Source organism: Aliiroseovarius sp. B-4, from assembly GCF_056857795.1.
This window is the reverse complement of the sequence record NZ_JBSXNV010000040.1, coordinates 194579-210259: the sequence shown is the minus strand read 5'-3', so window position 1 is coordinate 210259 and position 15681 is coordinate 194579. Positions and strand designations below refer to the sequence as shown.

Genomic DNA, 15681 nt, shown 5'->3' with positions numbered 1-15681 from the left:
AAGATCGAAGAAACGCGCCGGAGAACCCCCCGGCGCGTCCTTGGTTCAGGTTCGGATCACAGACCCAATGCGCCTTTGACGGCGTCAACGCTGTCGCCACCATCGACGGTGGTCACGCCATCCAGCCACGCCATGAAGGCGTCGGGATTGGCTTTCAGCCACGCGCTGGCAGCATCCGCAGGATCTTCGCCGTCATTCAGAATTGCGCCCATGATCTCGTTTTCCATGGCCAGAGTGAATTCCAGGTTTTGCAACAGCTTGCCGACATTCGGGCACTCTTCAACATAGCCCTTGCGGGTGTTGGTCATCACCTGTGCGCCACCCAAATTGGGTCCGAAAAAGTCGTCACCACCGGTCAGATAGCCCATGTCGAAATTGGCGTTCATCGGATGCGGTTCCCAGCCAAGGAATACAATCGGATCACCCTTTTTGTCCGCACGTGCCACTTGCGCCAGCATCCCTTGTTCCGAGCTTTCGACGACTTCAAAGCCCTCAAGGCCAAAGGCATTGTCGTCGATCATCGACTGGATCAGACGGTTGCCATCGTTGCCCGGCTCGATACCATAAATCTTGCCTTCCAGCGCCTCGCTGTTGGCGGCGATATCGGCGAAATCCTTGATGCCCATATCCATGGCCGCCTTGTTCACGGCCAAAGTGTATTTCGCGCCATCAAGGTTCATGCGCACGGTGTCCACGGTGCCAGCTTCGCGATAGGGCGCGATGTCGGCTTCCATTGTGGGCATCCAGTTGCCAAGAAATACGTCAATGTCGCCTTCGGCCATCGACGTGTAGGTGACGGGCACCGACAACACCTTGATATCAGTATCATAACCCAGCGCGTCCAACACGACGGTGGTGGCTGCCGTGGTGGCGGTGATGTCGGTCCAGCCGACGTCCGATAACACGACTTCGTTGCAGCCTTCTTGCGCAACGGCGGCGGTGGCCACGGCGGAGAGTGCAATGGCTGATAGAGTTGTTCTGAGGTTCATTTATTCGCTCCCTGTGTATTTGTGTAGTTTCTTATTGACCGACGGTTCAGGCATCCCGAACCACTCGTGCCAACCCTAGCGCAGTGGGTGCACGGGTGAAACCAGCTTCATTGGTCACAGACGCTGCTTATTATTGATTGACGAGTCAATCAAAAAAACGCAAACCTGCCCAGATACCAATATTGGAGGGGGCATGCCGAAGCTTGGAATGGAGCCGATCCGGCGCGGTGCGTTGGTGCAAGCCACGATTCACGAGATCGGGCGCGCGGGCAGTCTGGATGTCACCGTGACGCAGATTGCCAAGCGGGCGGGCGTGTCCAGCGCCTTGGCGCATCACTATTTTGGTGGGAAGGACCAGATTTTTCTGGCCGCGATGCGTCATATCCTGTCGGTCTATGGCGCGCAGGTGCGGGCAGCCTTGTTTGGTGCCATTTCGCCGCGCGATCGGGTCGAGGCAATCATCCGGGCGAATTTCGAAGCTGGCAACTTCCGCCCGGAAGTCATCTCGGCCTGGTTGAACTTCTATGTCATGTCCCAAAGCAATGATGGTGCGCGACGCCTTTTGCGTGTGTATCAACATCGCCTGCACTCAAACCTTGTCGATGGCCTGCGCCCGCTTGTCGGCGACGACGCGCATGACGTGGCTGACACCCTCGCGTCGATGATTGACGGTCTCTATATCCGCCACGCCCTGCGTGAAGACACGCCAAGCGGCGTCCGCGCCTGCGACCGGGTTCTGGCCTGTCTTGATGTCATACTGGAGACTTACGCATGACCAAACCGAACATCCTGATTATTATGGTGGACCAACTGAACGGCACGCTGTTTCCGGATGGCCCGGCGGATTGGCTGCACGCTCCGCACCTGAAGAAACTCGCGGCGCAGTCGGTTCGGTTTCAGAACGCCTATACCGCCAGTCCGCTTTGCGCGCCGGGTCGCGCCAGTTTCATGTCGGGCCTGCTACCTCGCCGCACCAGGGTTTATGACAACGCAGCCGAGTTCGCGTCGGACATTCCAACTTATGCGCACCATTTGCGCCGCGCCGGCTATCAAACCGCGCTCTCGGGCAAGATGCACTTTGTTGGCCCCGATCAGATGCACGGGTTCGAGGAACGTCTGACCACCGACATATACCCCGCCGATTTCGGGTGGACGCCGGACTATCGAAAACCCGGCGAACGAATTGACTGGTGGTATCACAATATGGGGTCTGTGACAGGCTCCGGGGTCGCCGAGATTTCAAACCAAATGGAGTATGACGACGAGGTTGCCTATAACGCCTGCGCCAAACTCTATGATCTGGCGCGTGGGCATGATGCGCGCCCATGGTGCCTGACCGTCAGCTTTACCCATCCGCACGATCCGTATGTGGCGCGTCGCAAATACTGGGATCTCTATGAGGATTGCGAGCATCTTTTACCCGAGGTGCCGGCGATGGATTACGAAAAGCACGACCCCCATGCGCAGCGGATATTTGACGCCAATGATTGGCGAAGTTTTGACATCACCGATGACGATATCCGCCGCTCGCGCCGCGCCTATTTCGCCAATATCTCGTATCTGGACGACAAGGTGGGCGAGATGCTGGACGTGATGGAGCGCACAAGGCAAGAAGCCATCATCCTGTTCGTGTCAGACCATGGCGACATGCTGGGCGAGCGCGGGTTGTGGTTCAAGATGAACTTCTATGAAGGCTCTGCGCGGGTTCCCCTCATGATCACCGCCCCCGGATTGAAGCCGGGACGGATCGAGGCGGCCGTATCGACGCTGGATGTAACCCCGACGCTGGCCGATCTGGCGGGCATTTCGCTGGATGACGTGAAACCCTGGGTCGATGGCGAGACACTTGTTCCCTTGGCCAAAGGAGAGGTGCGCGAAAGCCCTGTTGCAATGGAATACGCGGCGGAAGCCTCTTATGCGCCACTTGTCTCTTTGCGATATGGACCATGGAAATACACCCGTTGTGCGCTGGACCCTGATCAGCTTTTCAACATCGAGGCCGATCCGCATGAATTGACCAATCTGGCAGATGACCCGGCGCATCTGGGCACGCTGAACAGTCTGCGTGCGAAGTCAGAAGCGCGTTGGGATCTCGCGGCCTATGACGCCGAGGTGCGCGAAAGCCAGGCCCGGCGCTGGGTGGTGTATGAAGCCCTGCGCAACGGCGCCTATTTCCCATGGGATTACCAACCACTGCAAAAAGCGTCCGAACGCTACATGCGCAATCACATGAATCTGGACACTCTGGAAGAAGGTCAGCGGTTCCCGCGTGGGGAATAAGCGACCCATAATCGGCGGAACGAATATGCAAGCAGAATACATCATCGTGGGTGCAGGCAGTGCGGGCTGTGCGATGGCCTATCGACTGGCCGAGGCGGGCAAGCGGGTTCTTGTAATTGAGCACGGCGGATCAGATGCGGGGCCATTCATCCAGATGCCCGCCGCGCTGAGCTATCCGATGAATATGGGCCTGTATGACTGGGGGTTCAAAACCGAACCCGAGCCGCATTTGGGTGGCCGCACCTTGGTGACGCCACGCGGCAAGGTGATCGGCGGATCCAGTTCGATCAACGGCATGGTCTATGTGCGGGGGCATGCCAAGGATTTCGACCATTGGGCGGCGATAGGTGCGGATGGCTGGTCCTATGCGGATGTGTTGCCGTATTTCAAACGGATGGAGCACTGGCATGACGGGGGCCATGGCGGGGATGCAGGCTGGCGCGGTAAAGACGGGCCGCTGCACGTCACCCGTGGCCCCCGCGCCAATCCGCTGTTCCATGCCTTTGTCGAAGCCGGGAAGCAGGCCGGGTATCCGGTGACGGGCGACTACAACGGGCAGCAGCAGGAAGGCTTTGGCCCGATGGAACAAACCGTCTGGCGCGGACGGCGCTGGTCGGCGGCGAACGCCTATCTTCGCCCCGCACTGAAACGGGACAATTGCGAGCTGATCCGGGCCTTCGTCCGAAAGGTCGTGATCAAGGAAGGCCGCGCCATCGGGGTCGAGGTTGATCGTGGCGGCAAGATCGAAATCATCCACGCTGAAGCCGAGGTGATCATCGCCGCAAGCTCGATCAACTCTCCCAAGCTTCTGATGCTGTCTGGTGTCGGCCCGGCGGCGCAACTGGCCGAACACGGGATTGAAGTGGTCGCCGATCGCGCGGGCGTCGGTCAGAACCTGCAAGACCATCTTGAAGTCTATGTGCAATACGCGGCGCAGAAACCGATCACGCTCTATCGCTATTGGAACCTGGTCTGGAAAGGCATTCTGGGCGCGCAATGGCTGTTCACGAAAACGGGGCTGGGCGCGTCAAACCAGTTTGAAAGTGCCGCGTTCATCCGGTCGCGCGCCGGTGTCGAATATCCTGATATCCAGTATCATTTCCTGCCCATGGCTGTGCGCTATGACGGCACCGCGGCTGCCGAAGGGCACGGCTTTCAAGCCCATACCGGCCCCATGCGATCACCGTCACGTGGGGAAATCACGCTGAAATCGGCGGACCCGAACGAAGCCCCGCGCATCTTCTTCAACTACATGTCCACAGACCAGGATTGGGAAGACTTCCGCACCTGTGTTCGCCTGACTCGTGAAATCTTTGCCCAGGACGCATTCAAGGATCATGTGAAGCATGAAATCCAACCCGGCAACGCTCTGCAAACCGACGACGAGATAGACGGCTTTATCCGTGAACATGCGGAAAGCGCCTATCATCCCTGCGGCACATGCCGGATCGGGCGGGCCGACGATCCAGGTGCGGTGGTCGATCCCGAATTGCGGGTGATAGGGGTGGATGGATTGCGTGTCGCCGACAGTTCGGTCTTCCCGCGTATCACCAACGGAAACCTGAATGCACCTTCAATCATGGTAGGGGAAAAGGCAGCGGACCATATTCTGGCGCGCCGACTTCCTGCGTCAAACGACGCACCCTGGATACATCCGGACTGGCAAAATTCGCAACGGTAACAACCACTGGTTTGATCCCGGTCAATGCGGCGGGTGGTCAACGCGCGCAATCTTGCGACGGACCAAGAGAAAAAGGAGAAGTCGCGAATGTCTCACACCCCCCATGAACTGCACGAAGAGTTCCCGGAACTGGTCGATCGAATGACCGAGATGAAGCAGTCGGACGCCCATTTCGCCAAACTGGCAGATGAATATCACGAGTTGAATCGTGCGGTGCACCGCGCGGAAACCAATGTGGAACCTACAGATCAGTTCAACGAAGAGGAAATGCGCAAGAAACGCGCGGTCTTGAAAGACCAGATTTACCGGATACTGACGGCGGCTTAGGTCAGGTTGTTCGGTCGCGATCCGGGTCGTCGCCTCTGGTTTCCGATGCGGTTGGCTCAGTAAAGAGCTTCGATCCACTTATGCATCTTTGCAACCGCATCTTTGTTCCAAATAGATGTGTGACCTGCATTTGGATAGGTGATAAACACTTTGTTTGGGCTGGGCGACAGTTTGAAAAGCGTTCGGCCCATCGAGACTGGAATCGTTTTGTCGCTGCCGCCGTGCAAGATGAGCAAAGGTGCATCGGTCTGTTTGATCGTGCGTTTTGACGGCCACAGATCGGACCTTGCGCTGAACAGGGGAAGCATCGCGGGATTCTTGTAAGCGACCAGATCGACAAGTGAAGTGTAAGGTGCTTGCAGGACAATACCGAGCGGCGGTCGTTTACGCCCGACCGCGCTGGTAGCTATTTCCAGCCCGACGCCCGTGCCAAGGCTCTCGCCCCAAATGATTGTGGGGCTGTTGCCGACCAGCGTTGGCAATGCGTCGTATAGTTGATTGGCGCGTTGCTGTATGAGCTGGCGGCTTGGAAGGCCCTTGCTGCCATTCATGCCGGGGTAGGCCATCGCGACAACTCCGTAACCTCTGTCAAGAAACCACGGGAACTTCCAGCGTCGTACGTGCAGATTCCCACCCGATCCTGGCAGGTAGAACACAGTCGGTTTGCCGGGTTGGGGTTGACCAACCCACAAGACCAGCCCCTGGAAGCGTTTTTCCACCAATCTTTTATCGACCGATTTGGGGTCCGCACGTGCTGGATCGAACTGATAAAACACCCGGCGTTCCAGCAGCGTTTGCGCGGATTGTGCGGTTGCCGGGGTGCCGGGCAGTGAGACAAGGGTGAACACTGCCAGAAGAACCGTTAACAGGAAATTATTCATCGTTTGATCTCGTATGGAAGTGTGCCACGTGAATATGGATCGACTTGCAGCTTGCGTTCAAGGGGAGGAACGGATCGCTGGTGGCAATACTGGCGTTCACAGATGCGGCAGGAGACGCCAATGGGCTCGAACGCCGCGTCATTCGTGACATCCAGATCGTCAGCATAAACCAAGGCGCCCGCATGTTTCACTTCGCAGCCCAGCCCGATTGCATAGCGTCGCACCGGGGCGTCAAAACTGCCCCCCGATTTCGAAACGTTCCGCGACAGGCAGAAATATCTGACCCCATCGGGTGTCTGCGCGAGCTGACGCAAAAAACGTCCTGGTGTTTCAAAGGCTTGGTGGACGTTCCACAAAGGGCAGGCGCCGCCGAAACGGGCGAACTGAAGGCGCGTGGCCGAGTGTCGCTTGGTGATGGTGCCAGCCTGATCGACCCGGACGAAGAAGAAGGGAATTCCCTTTGCGCCGGGGCGCTGAAGGGTAGAGAGACGGTGGGCCACTTGTTCGATCGACGCACCAAAGCGATCTGCCAGCCGTTCAAGGTCGTGTCGCGTCTCGTGTGCTGCGGCAAGAAACTGCTCATATGGCAGACGAGCGGCCCCGGCGAAGTAGTTGGCAAGTCCGAGTTTCGCAATGGCACGGGCTTCTTCGGTCTGGAAACGGGCAAAATCCAGCGTGGCTTCCAGCAGCGCATCTTGGGTCAGCAAGGCGATTTGCATCAACAACTGGAACTCCTGCGTGGCGCGGGGCGGGCGCTTGGACAGGCGCAGAACCCGGTTTTCGGGGTCATAGCTGCGCATCGCATCCTGATCGACCCGTTGAAGCCGGATCCCTCGATCCTTCAACACGGACTCCGCCATTTCGGCAGAGTCCAACCCGCGGGCTTTTCCGGTGGTAGCGAAATGTTCCGCCGCGCGATCCACAGCGTCAATGTAATTATCGCAATAGTGAAAGAAGTCGCGGACTTCGTCCCATGGGCTCGCCTTTGACTGATGATCCACGTTACCAAGGTTTTCATCGAGTGATGCCAGCCGTTCGTGGCCCATGCGATAGGCGCGGTGCAGTTCCAGCAAGGCATGGGCAAGCGCGGGCGCGTTGGACGCCGCAAGTCTGAGATCCGCCAGCGGCGGCACGTCTGAAAACACCGGGTCCGCGAAAGCTTCACGCATGTCACTGACCAGCCGTTCGGCGTCACCTGTGGACAACTCGGCCACGTCGAAGCCAAATTCCTGCGCCAGTGCCAACACCACTCCGGTCGATACCGGTCTGTTGTTGTTCTCCATCTGGTTCAAATAAGGCAGGCTGACACCAAGCTTTTCGGCAAAGTTTTTTTGCGTCAATCCAAGTCGGGAGCGGATTTCACGAAGTTTCACACCAGCATAGAGCTTCTGAGTGGCCATGCGCAGGGCATTCCTTTGAGGGGTTTGCAGAGTTTGCTACTGAAACCTCATACCATTTGCAAAGGCATCGCGTCAAAGGTTCAACCGCTTTTCGCGTTGTTTCACCAGCAGGATGGCACCCACCGCCAAAGCCGAGGATGAGAGCATAAGAAGCAGAAGCGGCATAGCGGTTGATCCGGGGGCCAACAGCCATCCGGCCAAGGCTGACAAGGCTGCACCGCCACCGATGTTCAACGCCCCACCAAGACCCGAAGCGCTGCCCGCGAGATCCGGCCGCACGCTCATCATGCCCGATGTCGCGTTGGGTAGGGTCATACCATTGCCGACGCCGACCCATGTCATGAAGCCGAAAAAGACATACTCGGATCCGAAGCCAAGCAGGAAAAGTATAAGCGAAAGGGTTAGGCCCGCAGCCGTGATAATGGCCCCCCAGAACACCATATTGGTCAAGCCGATCCGCATTGAATGGCGCCCAGAGATATAGTTTCCGACGAGATAGCCGGCAGCAGGTGCACCGAAGAACAACCCAAGACGCGCCGGGCTCATGCCGTAAATCTCGCTGCCGACAAACGGCGCGCCGCCAAGATAGGCGAAAAACGCGCCCGACGTCAGCGCTGCCGACGCGCAGTAACCCCAGAATCGCGGTGACGTCAGCAGGGACGGATAGGCGCGGAACTGGGCGCGGAACCCACCCACTTGCGGCGTGATCGTTTCGCCCAGATCGCGCCATGTCAGAAGGATTGCTGCAACACCCGCGCCAGCTTGTAGCCAGAAGTTGGCTTTCCATCCGAACGCCTGATCCAGAACGCCGCCAATCGACGGTCCGATCATCGGAATGATCGACATCCCCATGGTAACATAGCCGATCATTGAGGCCGCCTGATCGCCGGGCACCATGTCACGGATTGCGGCGCGTGACAGGACGACACCGACAACGACAGATGCCTGTAGCATTCGAAAGCCCAGAAAGACCTGAACAGAGGGCGCATAAATGCAGCCAAGTGTCGCAAGGATATAGATCGCAAACCCCGCCATGATCACCGGGCGGCGACCAAACCGGTCAGACAGCGGTCCGACCACGACCTGCATCAGCGCGTTGACGCACAGATAAAGCGCGACCGACAATTGCACGATGCGATAATCGGTGTCGAAATACCGTGCCATGCCGGGCAGCGACGGCAGAAAGACATTCATCGACAAGGTTGCCGCTGCGGCCACGAATGTCAGCGTAAAGACATGTGGCGGTGTGGTGGGATCCAAAAAACGGGATGCGGTTTTTGACGGCATCTGTCATGGCTAGGCGCGGTCATGCAGACTGTCCATCCTGAGATCGCATAATTTGCAGTTATTCAATTTGCAATATCTACATTGCAATAAATTTGCAAATTCGCCCAATTTCTCTTTCAGGATGGGCGGTTAAGCGTTACTTTGCCTCGAAATCAAGGAGTGCCGCCAGATGAAAGATATCCTTCAGGAGCTGGAAGATCGCCGCCAAACCGCCCGACTTGGGGGCGGTCAGCGTCGGATCGACAATCAACACAAAAAAGGAAAGCTGACCGCGCGTGAGCGGGTCGAGCTTCTGTTGGACGAAGACTCGTTTGAAGAATTCGACATGTTCAAGGCCCACCGCTGCACCGAATTCGGTATGGAGGCAGACAAGCCCGCAGGTGATGGGGTTATTACCGGGTGGGGCACCATCAACGGGCGTCTGGTTTACGTCTTCAGTCAGGACTTTACGGTCTTTGGCGGATCGCTGTCGGAAACACACGCAGAAAAGATATGTAAAATCATGGATATGGCGATGCAGAACGGCGCGCCTGTCATTGGTATCAACGATTCTGGCGGTGCGCGCATTCAGGAAGGTGTGGCGTCTCTGGCCGGTTATGCCGAAGTGTTCCAGCGCAACATTATGGCCTCGGGCGTCGTGCCGCAAATCTCGGTGATTATGGGGCCATGCGCGGGTGGTGCTGTCTATTCGCCAGCCATGACAGATTTCATCTTCATGGTGAAAGACAGTTCCTACATGTTCGTGACCGGTCCAGATGTTGTAAAAACCGTGACCAATGAAGTGGTGACAGCCGAAGAGCTTGGCGGCGCATCGACACATACCAAGAAATCTTCGGTCGCGGACGGCGCGTTTGAAAATGATGTCGAGGCACTGTCCGAAATTCGCCGCCTCGTTGACTTCCTGCCCCTGAACAATCGTGACAAGGCGCCCACGCGTCCGTTTTTCGATGATCCCGCACGAGTTGATGAAAGCCTTGATACACTCGTGCCCGACAACGCCAACGCGCCTTATGATATGAAAGAACTGATCGCGAAACTTGCCGACGAAGGCGATTTCTATGAGATTCAGGAAGACTTCGCCAGGAACATCATCACCGGGTTCGTGCGGCTGGAAGGTCAGACTGTCGGCGTGGTCGCCAACCAACCGATGGTGTTGGCCGGGTGTCTGGACATTGACAGCTCACGCAAGGCAGCCCGCTTCGTGCGCTTTTGTGATGCGTTTGAAATTCCGATCCTGACGCTGGTGGACGTGCCGGGCTTCCTGCCGGGCACCAGTCAGGAATTCGGAGGCGTGATCAAACACGGCGCAAAACTGCTGTTTGCTTATGGCGAGGCGACGGTGCCGAAAGTCACGCTGATCACCCGCAAGGCCTATGGCGGGGCGTATGACGTGATGGCGTCAAAGCATCTGCGCGGCGACTTCAACTATGCCTGGCCCACCGCCGAAATCGCTGTGATGGGTGCCAAGGGTGCCACCGAAATCCTCTATCGTTCCGAACTGGGTGATGCGGAAAAAATCATCAAACGCACGCAGGATTACGAAGAGCGGTTCGCCAATCCCTTTGTCGCAGCCGAGCGTGGCTTCATTGACGAAGTGATCCAGCCGCGCTCGTCTCGGATGCGCATCTGCCGGGCCTTTGCCTCCTTACGCAACAAGAAGCTACAGAACCCGTGGAAAAAACACGACAATATCCCGCTTTAAGCATGGCGCATTTCACGCGAAATCGCGGCCGATTGGGCCTTGGCAGAGTGGTGGCATGTGTCGCCGCCCTATCTTTGTCTGCACCAGTTGCGGCGGGATCCGCTGGTGCACTGTTTGAACCTGGCACGAGGATCAATGTGCCTTCAGGACAAGAGATCACGTTTCTGGATGTGATTGAAGGCGAAGAAAGTGCCGGTGGCACTGCGGTCCGGGTTCGTTTTCTCGCTCCGCGCATCGCCCGAAAAAATGGGGAAGTAGAGTTCTTGCAGGCAGAAGAAGATATGGCCGCGCTGTGCCAGGATTATGTTTTGCCTCAAATGGTGAATGCCGGTGCCGCACTGCCCGCCCAAATCATCATCGTTCTGTCTGATCGCGTCGTTGAACATGGCGTGGCAGATCAAGATGCGACCCAGTTTTTTGAAGCCTACCGCCCCGAAGGCGGCATGTGTGTTTGGGAGGGGTTCTGATGGCCTTACCCTACATGACCAAACACAAGGGGTTTCCGGGGCGACTTCCGGGGTCGGACTTTCAGTTCACCATTCGCCGACCCAACAAATCCGGCGCGACCCCCCTTATCGCGCGTGAACGCTTTGCCGATCGCCGCCCCGCAGACCGCCGTGCCGATGCCGGCTTCATGGGCGCGCTGTGGGATTATTTTGGAGATCAACCGTTTGAGCGTGGAAATCTGGATGCCGGACGCTTGTCATGGTTGTTCGGGCGCGAAGTCATAGCGGCCGAAGATCCGTTTGACCCGGAAAGCTATGAAGCCCTTCTGGTGATCGACGTGAACCGTGCAACTGCCGCATTTCCGGACATTTTTGAGGATTGATCGGCATGAACCCGCCCGCCCACTCTTCGAACCGGCAAATTCCAGCCCAAAAGCTGATGATGGCTGCAAGGCGTTCTTGTAACACGGGAAAAGCGTGCCAATCTGTTCCTCAAGCGGAAAGCATATCCCCGTTTTCCGCTATGGTTTGTCGAAACCATTACCCTTCCCCTTCTTCAGCCCGGTTCTTTGCGAAAGCAACTGAACCGGGCCTCTTTTTTGCCGATTGCGCGGGTTCCGCCGGGCATGGGAGAAAATTGTGCTTTCGAAATTCTGCAAATCAAGGCAAACTGGGTGTAATAAATAATACAACCAGAGGCAGTCGAAGATGCAGATCAGCAAACTATTCGTGGGGGCCGCAGCCCTTGTCGTGCTGGCAGGATGCCAGTGGAACGATCTTCAGCGCGCCGGTGTCGGCGCGGCCACAGGTGCGGTGGTTGCGAAAGCGGCCAGCGGCAACCTTCTTACAGGCGCGGTCATCGGCGCGGGCGCGGGTGCGCTGTGCGACGATGTCGGCATGCGCATTTGTAACTGACACCAACGCCGCGTCACGCGGCATTTCATATGTTTTTCAGCCCGCCGGGACCATTTCCGGTGGGCTTTTCTATGCCACTTTGCGCGATGGGTCAGCCCGTCGTGCCCATACATGAACGGAAGGGACAGGACATGTTCAAGAAGATCCTGATTGCAAACCGGGGCGAGATCGCCTGCCGCGTGATCAAGACCGCCCGAAAGATGGGTATCCAGACGGTTGCCATCTATTCGGACGCTGACAAGAACGCGCTTCATGTAAAAATGGCGGACGAGGCGGTTCATATCGGCCCCCCACCTGCCAACCAATCTTATATCGTCATCGACAAAGTGATGAAGGCCATCAAGGACACGGGTGCCGAAGCCGTGCATCCGGGCTATGGGTTCCTCTCTGAGAACTCGAAATTCGCCGAAGCGCTGGCCGCGGCTGGTGTCGCCTTTATCGGGCCGCCCGTTGGTGCAATCGAAGCCATGGGCGACAAGATCACGTCCAAGAAAATCGCGCAGGAAGCGGATGTGTCGACAGTGCCCGGTTACATGGGGCTTATCGAAGACGCGGACGAAGCCGTGAAAATCTCGAACGAAATTGGCTATCCAGTGATGATCAAGGCCTCTGCTGGTGGCGGCGGCAAGGGCATGCGGATTGCCTGGAACGATGACGAGGCCCGCGAAGGCTTCCAGTCGTCAAAGAACGAAGCTGCCAGTTCGTTCGGGGATGATCGCATCTTCATCGAAAAATTCGTAACTCAACCGCGACACATCGAAATCCAGGTTCTTTGCGACAGCCATGGCAATGGTGTGTATCTGGGCGAGCGAGAATGCTCGATCCAGCGCCGCAACCAGAAGGTTGTGGAAGAAGCGCCTTCGCCGTTCCTTGACGAAAAAACCCGCAAAGCGATGGGCGAGCAAGCGGTCGCCTTGGCGCAGGCCGTGGACTATGCGTCCGCCGGCACCGTGGAATTCATCGTCGATGGCGACAAGAACTTCTATTTCCTTGAGATGAACACCCGTTTGCAGGTGGAACATCCCGTGACCGAGCTGATTACAGGGGTCGACCTTGTGGAGCAGATGATACGCGTAGCGGCGGGTGAGAAATTGTCGATCAGTCAGAAGGATGTCACCCTGACGGGCTGGGCGATCGAGAACCGCCTTTATGCCGAAGACCCTTACCGGGGGTTCCTGCCGTCAATAGGTCGGTTGACCCGCTACCGCCCGCCCGAAGAAACCGCAGCCGGTCCGCTGTTGGCAAATGACAAGTGGCAGGGCGACGCGCCAAGCGGAGACATAGCGGTTCGCAATGATACCGGTGTGTACGAGGGTGGCGAAATCTCGATGTATTACGACCCGATGATTGCCAAACTCTGCACATGGGCCCCCACGCGGGATGAAGCGATCGAAGCGATGCGTGTTGCACTGGACAGTTTCGAGGTTGAAGGTATTGGACATAACCTGCCGTTCCTGTCAGCTGTGATGGATCACCCGATCTTCATCAAGGGCGATATGACGACAGCCTTCATCGAGGAACAATACCCCGATGGGTTTGAAGGTGTCGAACTGGCGCAGGACGTGCTGAAGCGTATCGCCGCTTCCGCTGCCGCAATGCACCGGGTTGCCGAGATACGACGCACCCGCATTACAGGCCGCATGGACAATCACGAGCGAAAAGTGGGCAAACACTGGGTCGTGACGCTGCAAGGCACTGAGTTCGCCGTCAAGATAAAGGCGGACAAGAAAGGGTCAACCGTCAAGTTTGCGGATGGATCAAAGTTGCGGGTGAAGTCGGACTGGACACCTGGCGACAGTCTGGCCGTTCTCGAGGTTGGTGGCGATCCGCTTGTTCTGAAAGTGGACAAGATCACCGCAGGATTCCGCATGCGGTCGCGTGGGGCTGATTTGAAGGTCCATGTGCGCACCCCGCGCCAGGCCGAACTGGCCCGTCTTATGCCCGAGAAACTGCCGCCAGATACCTCGAAAATGCTGCTGTGCCCGATGCCGGGATTAATGGTGAAGGTTGGTGTGGAAGTTGGGCAGGAAATTCAAGAAGGCCAAGCGCTTTGCACCATTGAGGCCATGAAGATGGAGAACATCCTGCGCGCCGAGAAGAAAGGTGTCGTGACCAAGATCAACGCCACGGCAGGCGACAGTCTGGCGGTTGACGAAGTGATCATGGAGTTCGAATGAAGATGAGTATGGCCGCCACGATGACACGCGAAAGGCGCATTGAACCCGCGGTAGCGGTCGGCGTCAGCGTGGCGGTTTTCTTGCTGGTGCAGGCTACGGCTTACGACCTGGTTGGAGCGTTCGAATATCCGCTGGATGACGTCTATATCCATCTGGCTGTGGCAGAACAGATCGCGGCTGGCGGATATGGGGTAAACCCCGGTGAATATACGTCGGCTGCGTCTTCGCCGATTTATCCATTCTTGCTTGTGCCGTTCGTCGGAACCGCCATACACGCCTATGTTCCGTTGGTCTGGAATGTCGTTGCGTTGATCGCATGCGCGGTTCTGTGGGGGCGGATCGTTCAGAACGCAGTGCAGGATTGGCGCGTGGCACTTGCGCTGGCTATCCTCGGCCCGCTGGCGTTCAACCTTGCAGGCATTGCGCAGGTGGGCATGGAACATACCTTGCATGTGCTGGCTGGCTTGGCCGTGCTGCGAGGCTTGCAGCAACAACTTGACGATGACCGACTGCATTGGCTTCTGGTTGCAGGTATGGTGTTGGGTCCGCTTGTTCGGTTTGAGGGTCTGGCCATAACAGGCGGTGCGGCCCTTGCGTTGGTGATGATGGGACGGTGGAAGACCGGTCTGTCGCTATTTGCCGTCGCATTGGCATTGGTTGCCGGTTTTATGGCCTTCCTGACCTCGCTTGGCCTTGAACCTTTACCGAATTCGGTCATGGCAAAATTGGCGGGTGGTGGACAAGACAGCCGCTTCAGCCTGCTTGATCTGCCGATGAAACTGGCAACCCAGTTGCTGTTGTCAGACAAGGCCATCGTGATGTTGTTCGCGGTGGTGATCGCCACGGTGGCCATTCCGCGCGTAGATCGCAAGGCGCGCGCGATTTTGGCAGGAGCGGTTTTCGCAGGAACGGGGCATTTATTGCTGGGGCAGTTCGGCTGGTTCAACCGGTACGAGCTTTATGCGCTGAGCTTCGTGTTCGGCATGGTCATGCTGGGCTTGTTCCAGGCAGAAAACATGAAATCAGCGCGCGCGCTGTTGATCGTCGGCTTCGCTTACCTGGCGCTTTCTTATGGGGTGTGGCTGGTCCAGAATGGCAAATACGGCGCGTTGGGCATCTATTCTCAGCAACGCAACATGAGCACTTTCGTGAAAGAAGTATATCAAAAGCCCGTTGCAGTGAACGATTTGGGATATGTCGCTTGGAACAACCCGAATTACGTGCTGGATTTATGGGGACTGGCTTCATACCGCGCGCTATCCACCCGGCTGGACAACCCGTATGACGGTTGGGCGGACGAGATCGTAAAAGACGCGGGCGTCGAGCTTGCAATCATTTATGACCACTGGATTGACGACGGGATCGGGGACGATTGGGTCAAGGTGGGAACGCTCGTTTATACCGGCGCGCGCGCCTTCCTTGGGGGGCCGATCGTCAGCTTCTATGCCACCACCCCTGCCGCTGCACCCGAGTTGCGAAAACAGATTGCAGACTTCGCCCCGCGCGTCGTCGGCGCCGCTGAACTGCGGGTCGAGGATGTGCCATGACGGGCGGTTCAACAAAAGCAGTAAGCCCGCAGATGTGCGGCGACCAGAT

Annotated in this window: 14 protein-coding genes; 10 read left to right on the top strand and 4 right to left on the bottom strand. The window is 57.4% G+C overall.

What is annotated here, in order from left to right; all coding sequences use genetic code 11:
* Positions 1–56: 56 nt before the first annotated feature.
* A complete protein-coding gene (locus AC13C8_RS14880; protein ID WP_482848074.1) occupies positions 57–989 on the bottom strand; it encodes a choline ABC transporter substrate-binding protein in 933 nt (310 codons plus the stop codon).
* A 193-nt stretch (positions 990–1182) separates the two neighbouring features.
* On the opposite strand from AC13C8_RS14880, the gene betI reads away from it, so the two are divergent.
* The 4 genes from betI to AC13C8_RS14860 all read left to right on the top strand — a co-directional run bounded on the left by betI (position 1183) and on the right by AC13C8_RS14860 (position 5277).
* Positions 1183–1764: a choline-binding transcriptional repressor BetI gene (gene betI, locus AC13C8_RS14875; protein ID WP_091432579.1), complete on the top strand. Its 582-nt coding sequence runs from the start codon at positions 1183–1185 to the stop codon at positions 1762–1764.
* Positions 1761–3269, top strand: a complete 1509-nt coding sequence (gene betC, locus AC13C8_RS14870; protein ID WP_091431267.1) for a choline-sulfatase — start codon at positions 1761–1763, stop codon at positions 3267–3269. Before betI ends, betC begins: the two co-directional genes overlap by 4 nt.
* Before the next feature lie 25 nt (positions 3270–3294).
* Entirely contained in the window at positions 3295–4950 is a 1656-nt protein-coding gene (betA, locus tag AC13C8_RS14865; protein WP_482848072.1) for a choline dehydrogenase, read from the top strand.
* A gap of 87 nt (positions 4951–5037) precedes the next feature.
* Positions 5038–5277 carry an HP1242/YdcH family protein gene (locus AC13C8_RS14860; RefSeq protein ID WP_091432577.1) on the top strand — a complete coding sequence of 80 codons (240 nt, stop codon included), beginning with the start codon at positions 5038–5040 and terminating at the stop codon, positions 5275–5277.
* Between the two features lie 56 nt (positions 5278–5333).
* Here the strand turns inward: AC13C8_RS14860 and AC13C8_RS14855 are convergent, their stop codons facing one another.
* From AC13C8_RS14855 to AC13C8_RS14845, 3 genes are all read right to left on the bottom strand, one after another.
* The gene (locus tag AC13C8_RS14855) at positions 5334–6053 is read right to left on the bottom strand and encodes an alpha/beta hydrolase (RefSeq protein WP_143064341.1); all 720 of its coding nucleotides are present in this window, start codon (positions 6051–6053) and stop codon (positions 5334–5336) included.
* A 101-nt stretch (positions 6054–6154) separates the two neighbouring features.
* Complete coding sequence (locus AC13C8_RS14850) at positions 6155–7558, bottom strand: helix-turn-helix domain-containing protein (RefSeq protein ID WP_482848068.1); 1404 nt, start codon at positions 7556–7558, stop codon at positions 6155–6157.
* Between the two features lie 72 nt (positions 7559–7630).
* Positions 7631–8845 (bottom strand): multidrug effflux MFS transporter, encoded by a 1215-nt coding sequence (locus AC13C8_RS14845; RefSeq protein ID WP_091431261.1) that lies wholly within the window; start codon positions 8843–8845, stop codon positions 7631–7633.
* A gap of 169 nt (positions 8846–9014) precedes the next feature.
* Here AC13C8_RS14845 and AC13C8_RS14840 point away from each other — a divergent pair, with 169 nt between their 5' ends.
* The 6 genes from AC13C8_RS14840 to AC13C8_RS14815 all read left to right on the top strand — a co-directional run bounded on the left by AC13C8_RS14840 (position 9015) and on the right by AC13C8_RS14815 (position 15632).
* A complete protein-coding gene (locus AC13C8_RS14840) occupies positions 9015–10547 on the top strand; it encodes an acyl-CoA carboxylase subunit beta (RefSeq protein ID WP_482848067.1) in 1533 nt (510 codons plus the stop codon).
* Entirely contained in the window at positions 10517–11014 is a 498-nt protein-coding gene (locus AC13C8_RS14835; RefSeq protein ID WP_143064340.1) for a DUF6497 family protein, read from the top strand. Before AC13C8_RS14840 ends, AC13C8_RS14835 begins: the two co-directional genes overlap by 31 nt.
* A gap of 14 nt (positions 11015–11028) precedes the next feature.
* Entirely contained in the window at positions 11029–11376 is a 348-nt protein-coding gene (locus AC13C8_RS14830; protein WP_091431257.1) for a hypothetical protein, read from the top strand.
* Positions 11377–11701: 325 nt separating this feature from the next.
* Complete coding sequence (locus AC13C8_RS14825; RefSeq protein WP_091431256.1) at positions 11702–11908, top strand: hypothetical protein; 207 nt, start codon at positions 11702–11704, stop codon at positions 11906–11908.
* A gap of 131 nt (positions 11909–12039) precedes the next feature.
* Positions 12040–14085 (top strand): acetyl-CoA carboxylase biotin carboxylase subunit, encoded by a 2046-nt coding sequence (locus AC13C8_RS14820; RefSeq protein ID WP_091432574.1) that lies wholly within the window; start codon positions 12040–12042, stop codon positions 14083–14085.
* A complete protein-coding gene (locus tag AC13C8_RS14815; RefSeq protein ID WP_482848065.1) occupies positions 14082–15632 on the top strand; it encodes a hypothetical protein in 1551 nt (516 codons plus the stop codon). The genes AC13C8_RS14820 and AC13C8_RS14815 overlap by 4 nt, the downstream gene beginning before the upstream one ends.
* Positions 15633–15681 lie beyond the last annotated feature (49 nt).

Coding starts and splice junctions, on each gene's coding strand:
- AC13C8_RS14850 (WP_482848068.1), bottom strand. CDS start 7,558: ATGGCCACTCAGAAGCTCTATGCTGGTGTGAAACTTCGTGAAATCCGC.
- AC13C8_RS14860 (WP_091432577.1), top strand. CDS start 5,038: ATGTCTCACACCCCCCATGAACTGCACGAAGAGTTCCCGGAACTGGTC.
- betC (WP_091431267.1), top strand. CDS start 1,761: ATGACCAAACCGAACATCCTGATTATTATGGTGGACCAACTGAACGGC.
- AC13C8_RS14845 (WP_091431261.1), bottom strand. CDS start 8,845: ATGCCGTCAAAAACCGCATCCCGTTTTTTGGATCCCACCACACCGCCA.
- AC13C8_RS14825 (WP_091431256.1), top strand. CDS start 11,702: ATGCAGATCAGCAAACTATTCGTGGGGGCCGCAGCCCTTGTCGTGCTG.
- betI (WP_091432579.1), top strand. CDS start 1,183: ATGCCGAAGCTTGGAATGGAGCCGATCCGGCGCGGTGCGTTGGTGCAA.
- betA (WP_482848072.1), top strand. CDS start 3,295: ATGCAAGCAGAATACATCATCGTGGGTGCAGGCAGTGCGGGCTGTGCG.
- AC13C8_RS14815 (WP_482848065.1), top strand. CDS start 14,082: ATGAAGATGAGTATGGCCGCCACGATGACACGCGAAAGGCGCATTGAA.
- AC13C8_RS14830 (WP_091431257.1), top strand. CDS start 11,029: ATGACCAAACACAAGGGGTTTCCGGGGCGACTTCCGGGGTCGGACTTT.
- AC13C8_RS14880 (WP_482848074.1), bottom strand. CDS start 989: ATGAACCTCAGAACAACTCTATCAGCCATTGCACTCTCCGCCGTGGCC.
- AC13C8_RS14820 (WP_091432574.1), top strand. CDS start 12,040: ATGTTCAAGAAGATCCTGATTGCAAACCGGGGCGAGATCGCCTGCCGC.
- AC13C8_RS14840 (WP_482848067.1), top strand. CDS start 9,015: ATGAAAGATATCCTTCAGGAGCTGGAAGATCGCCGCCAAACCGCCCGA.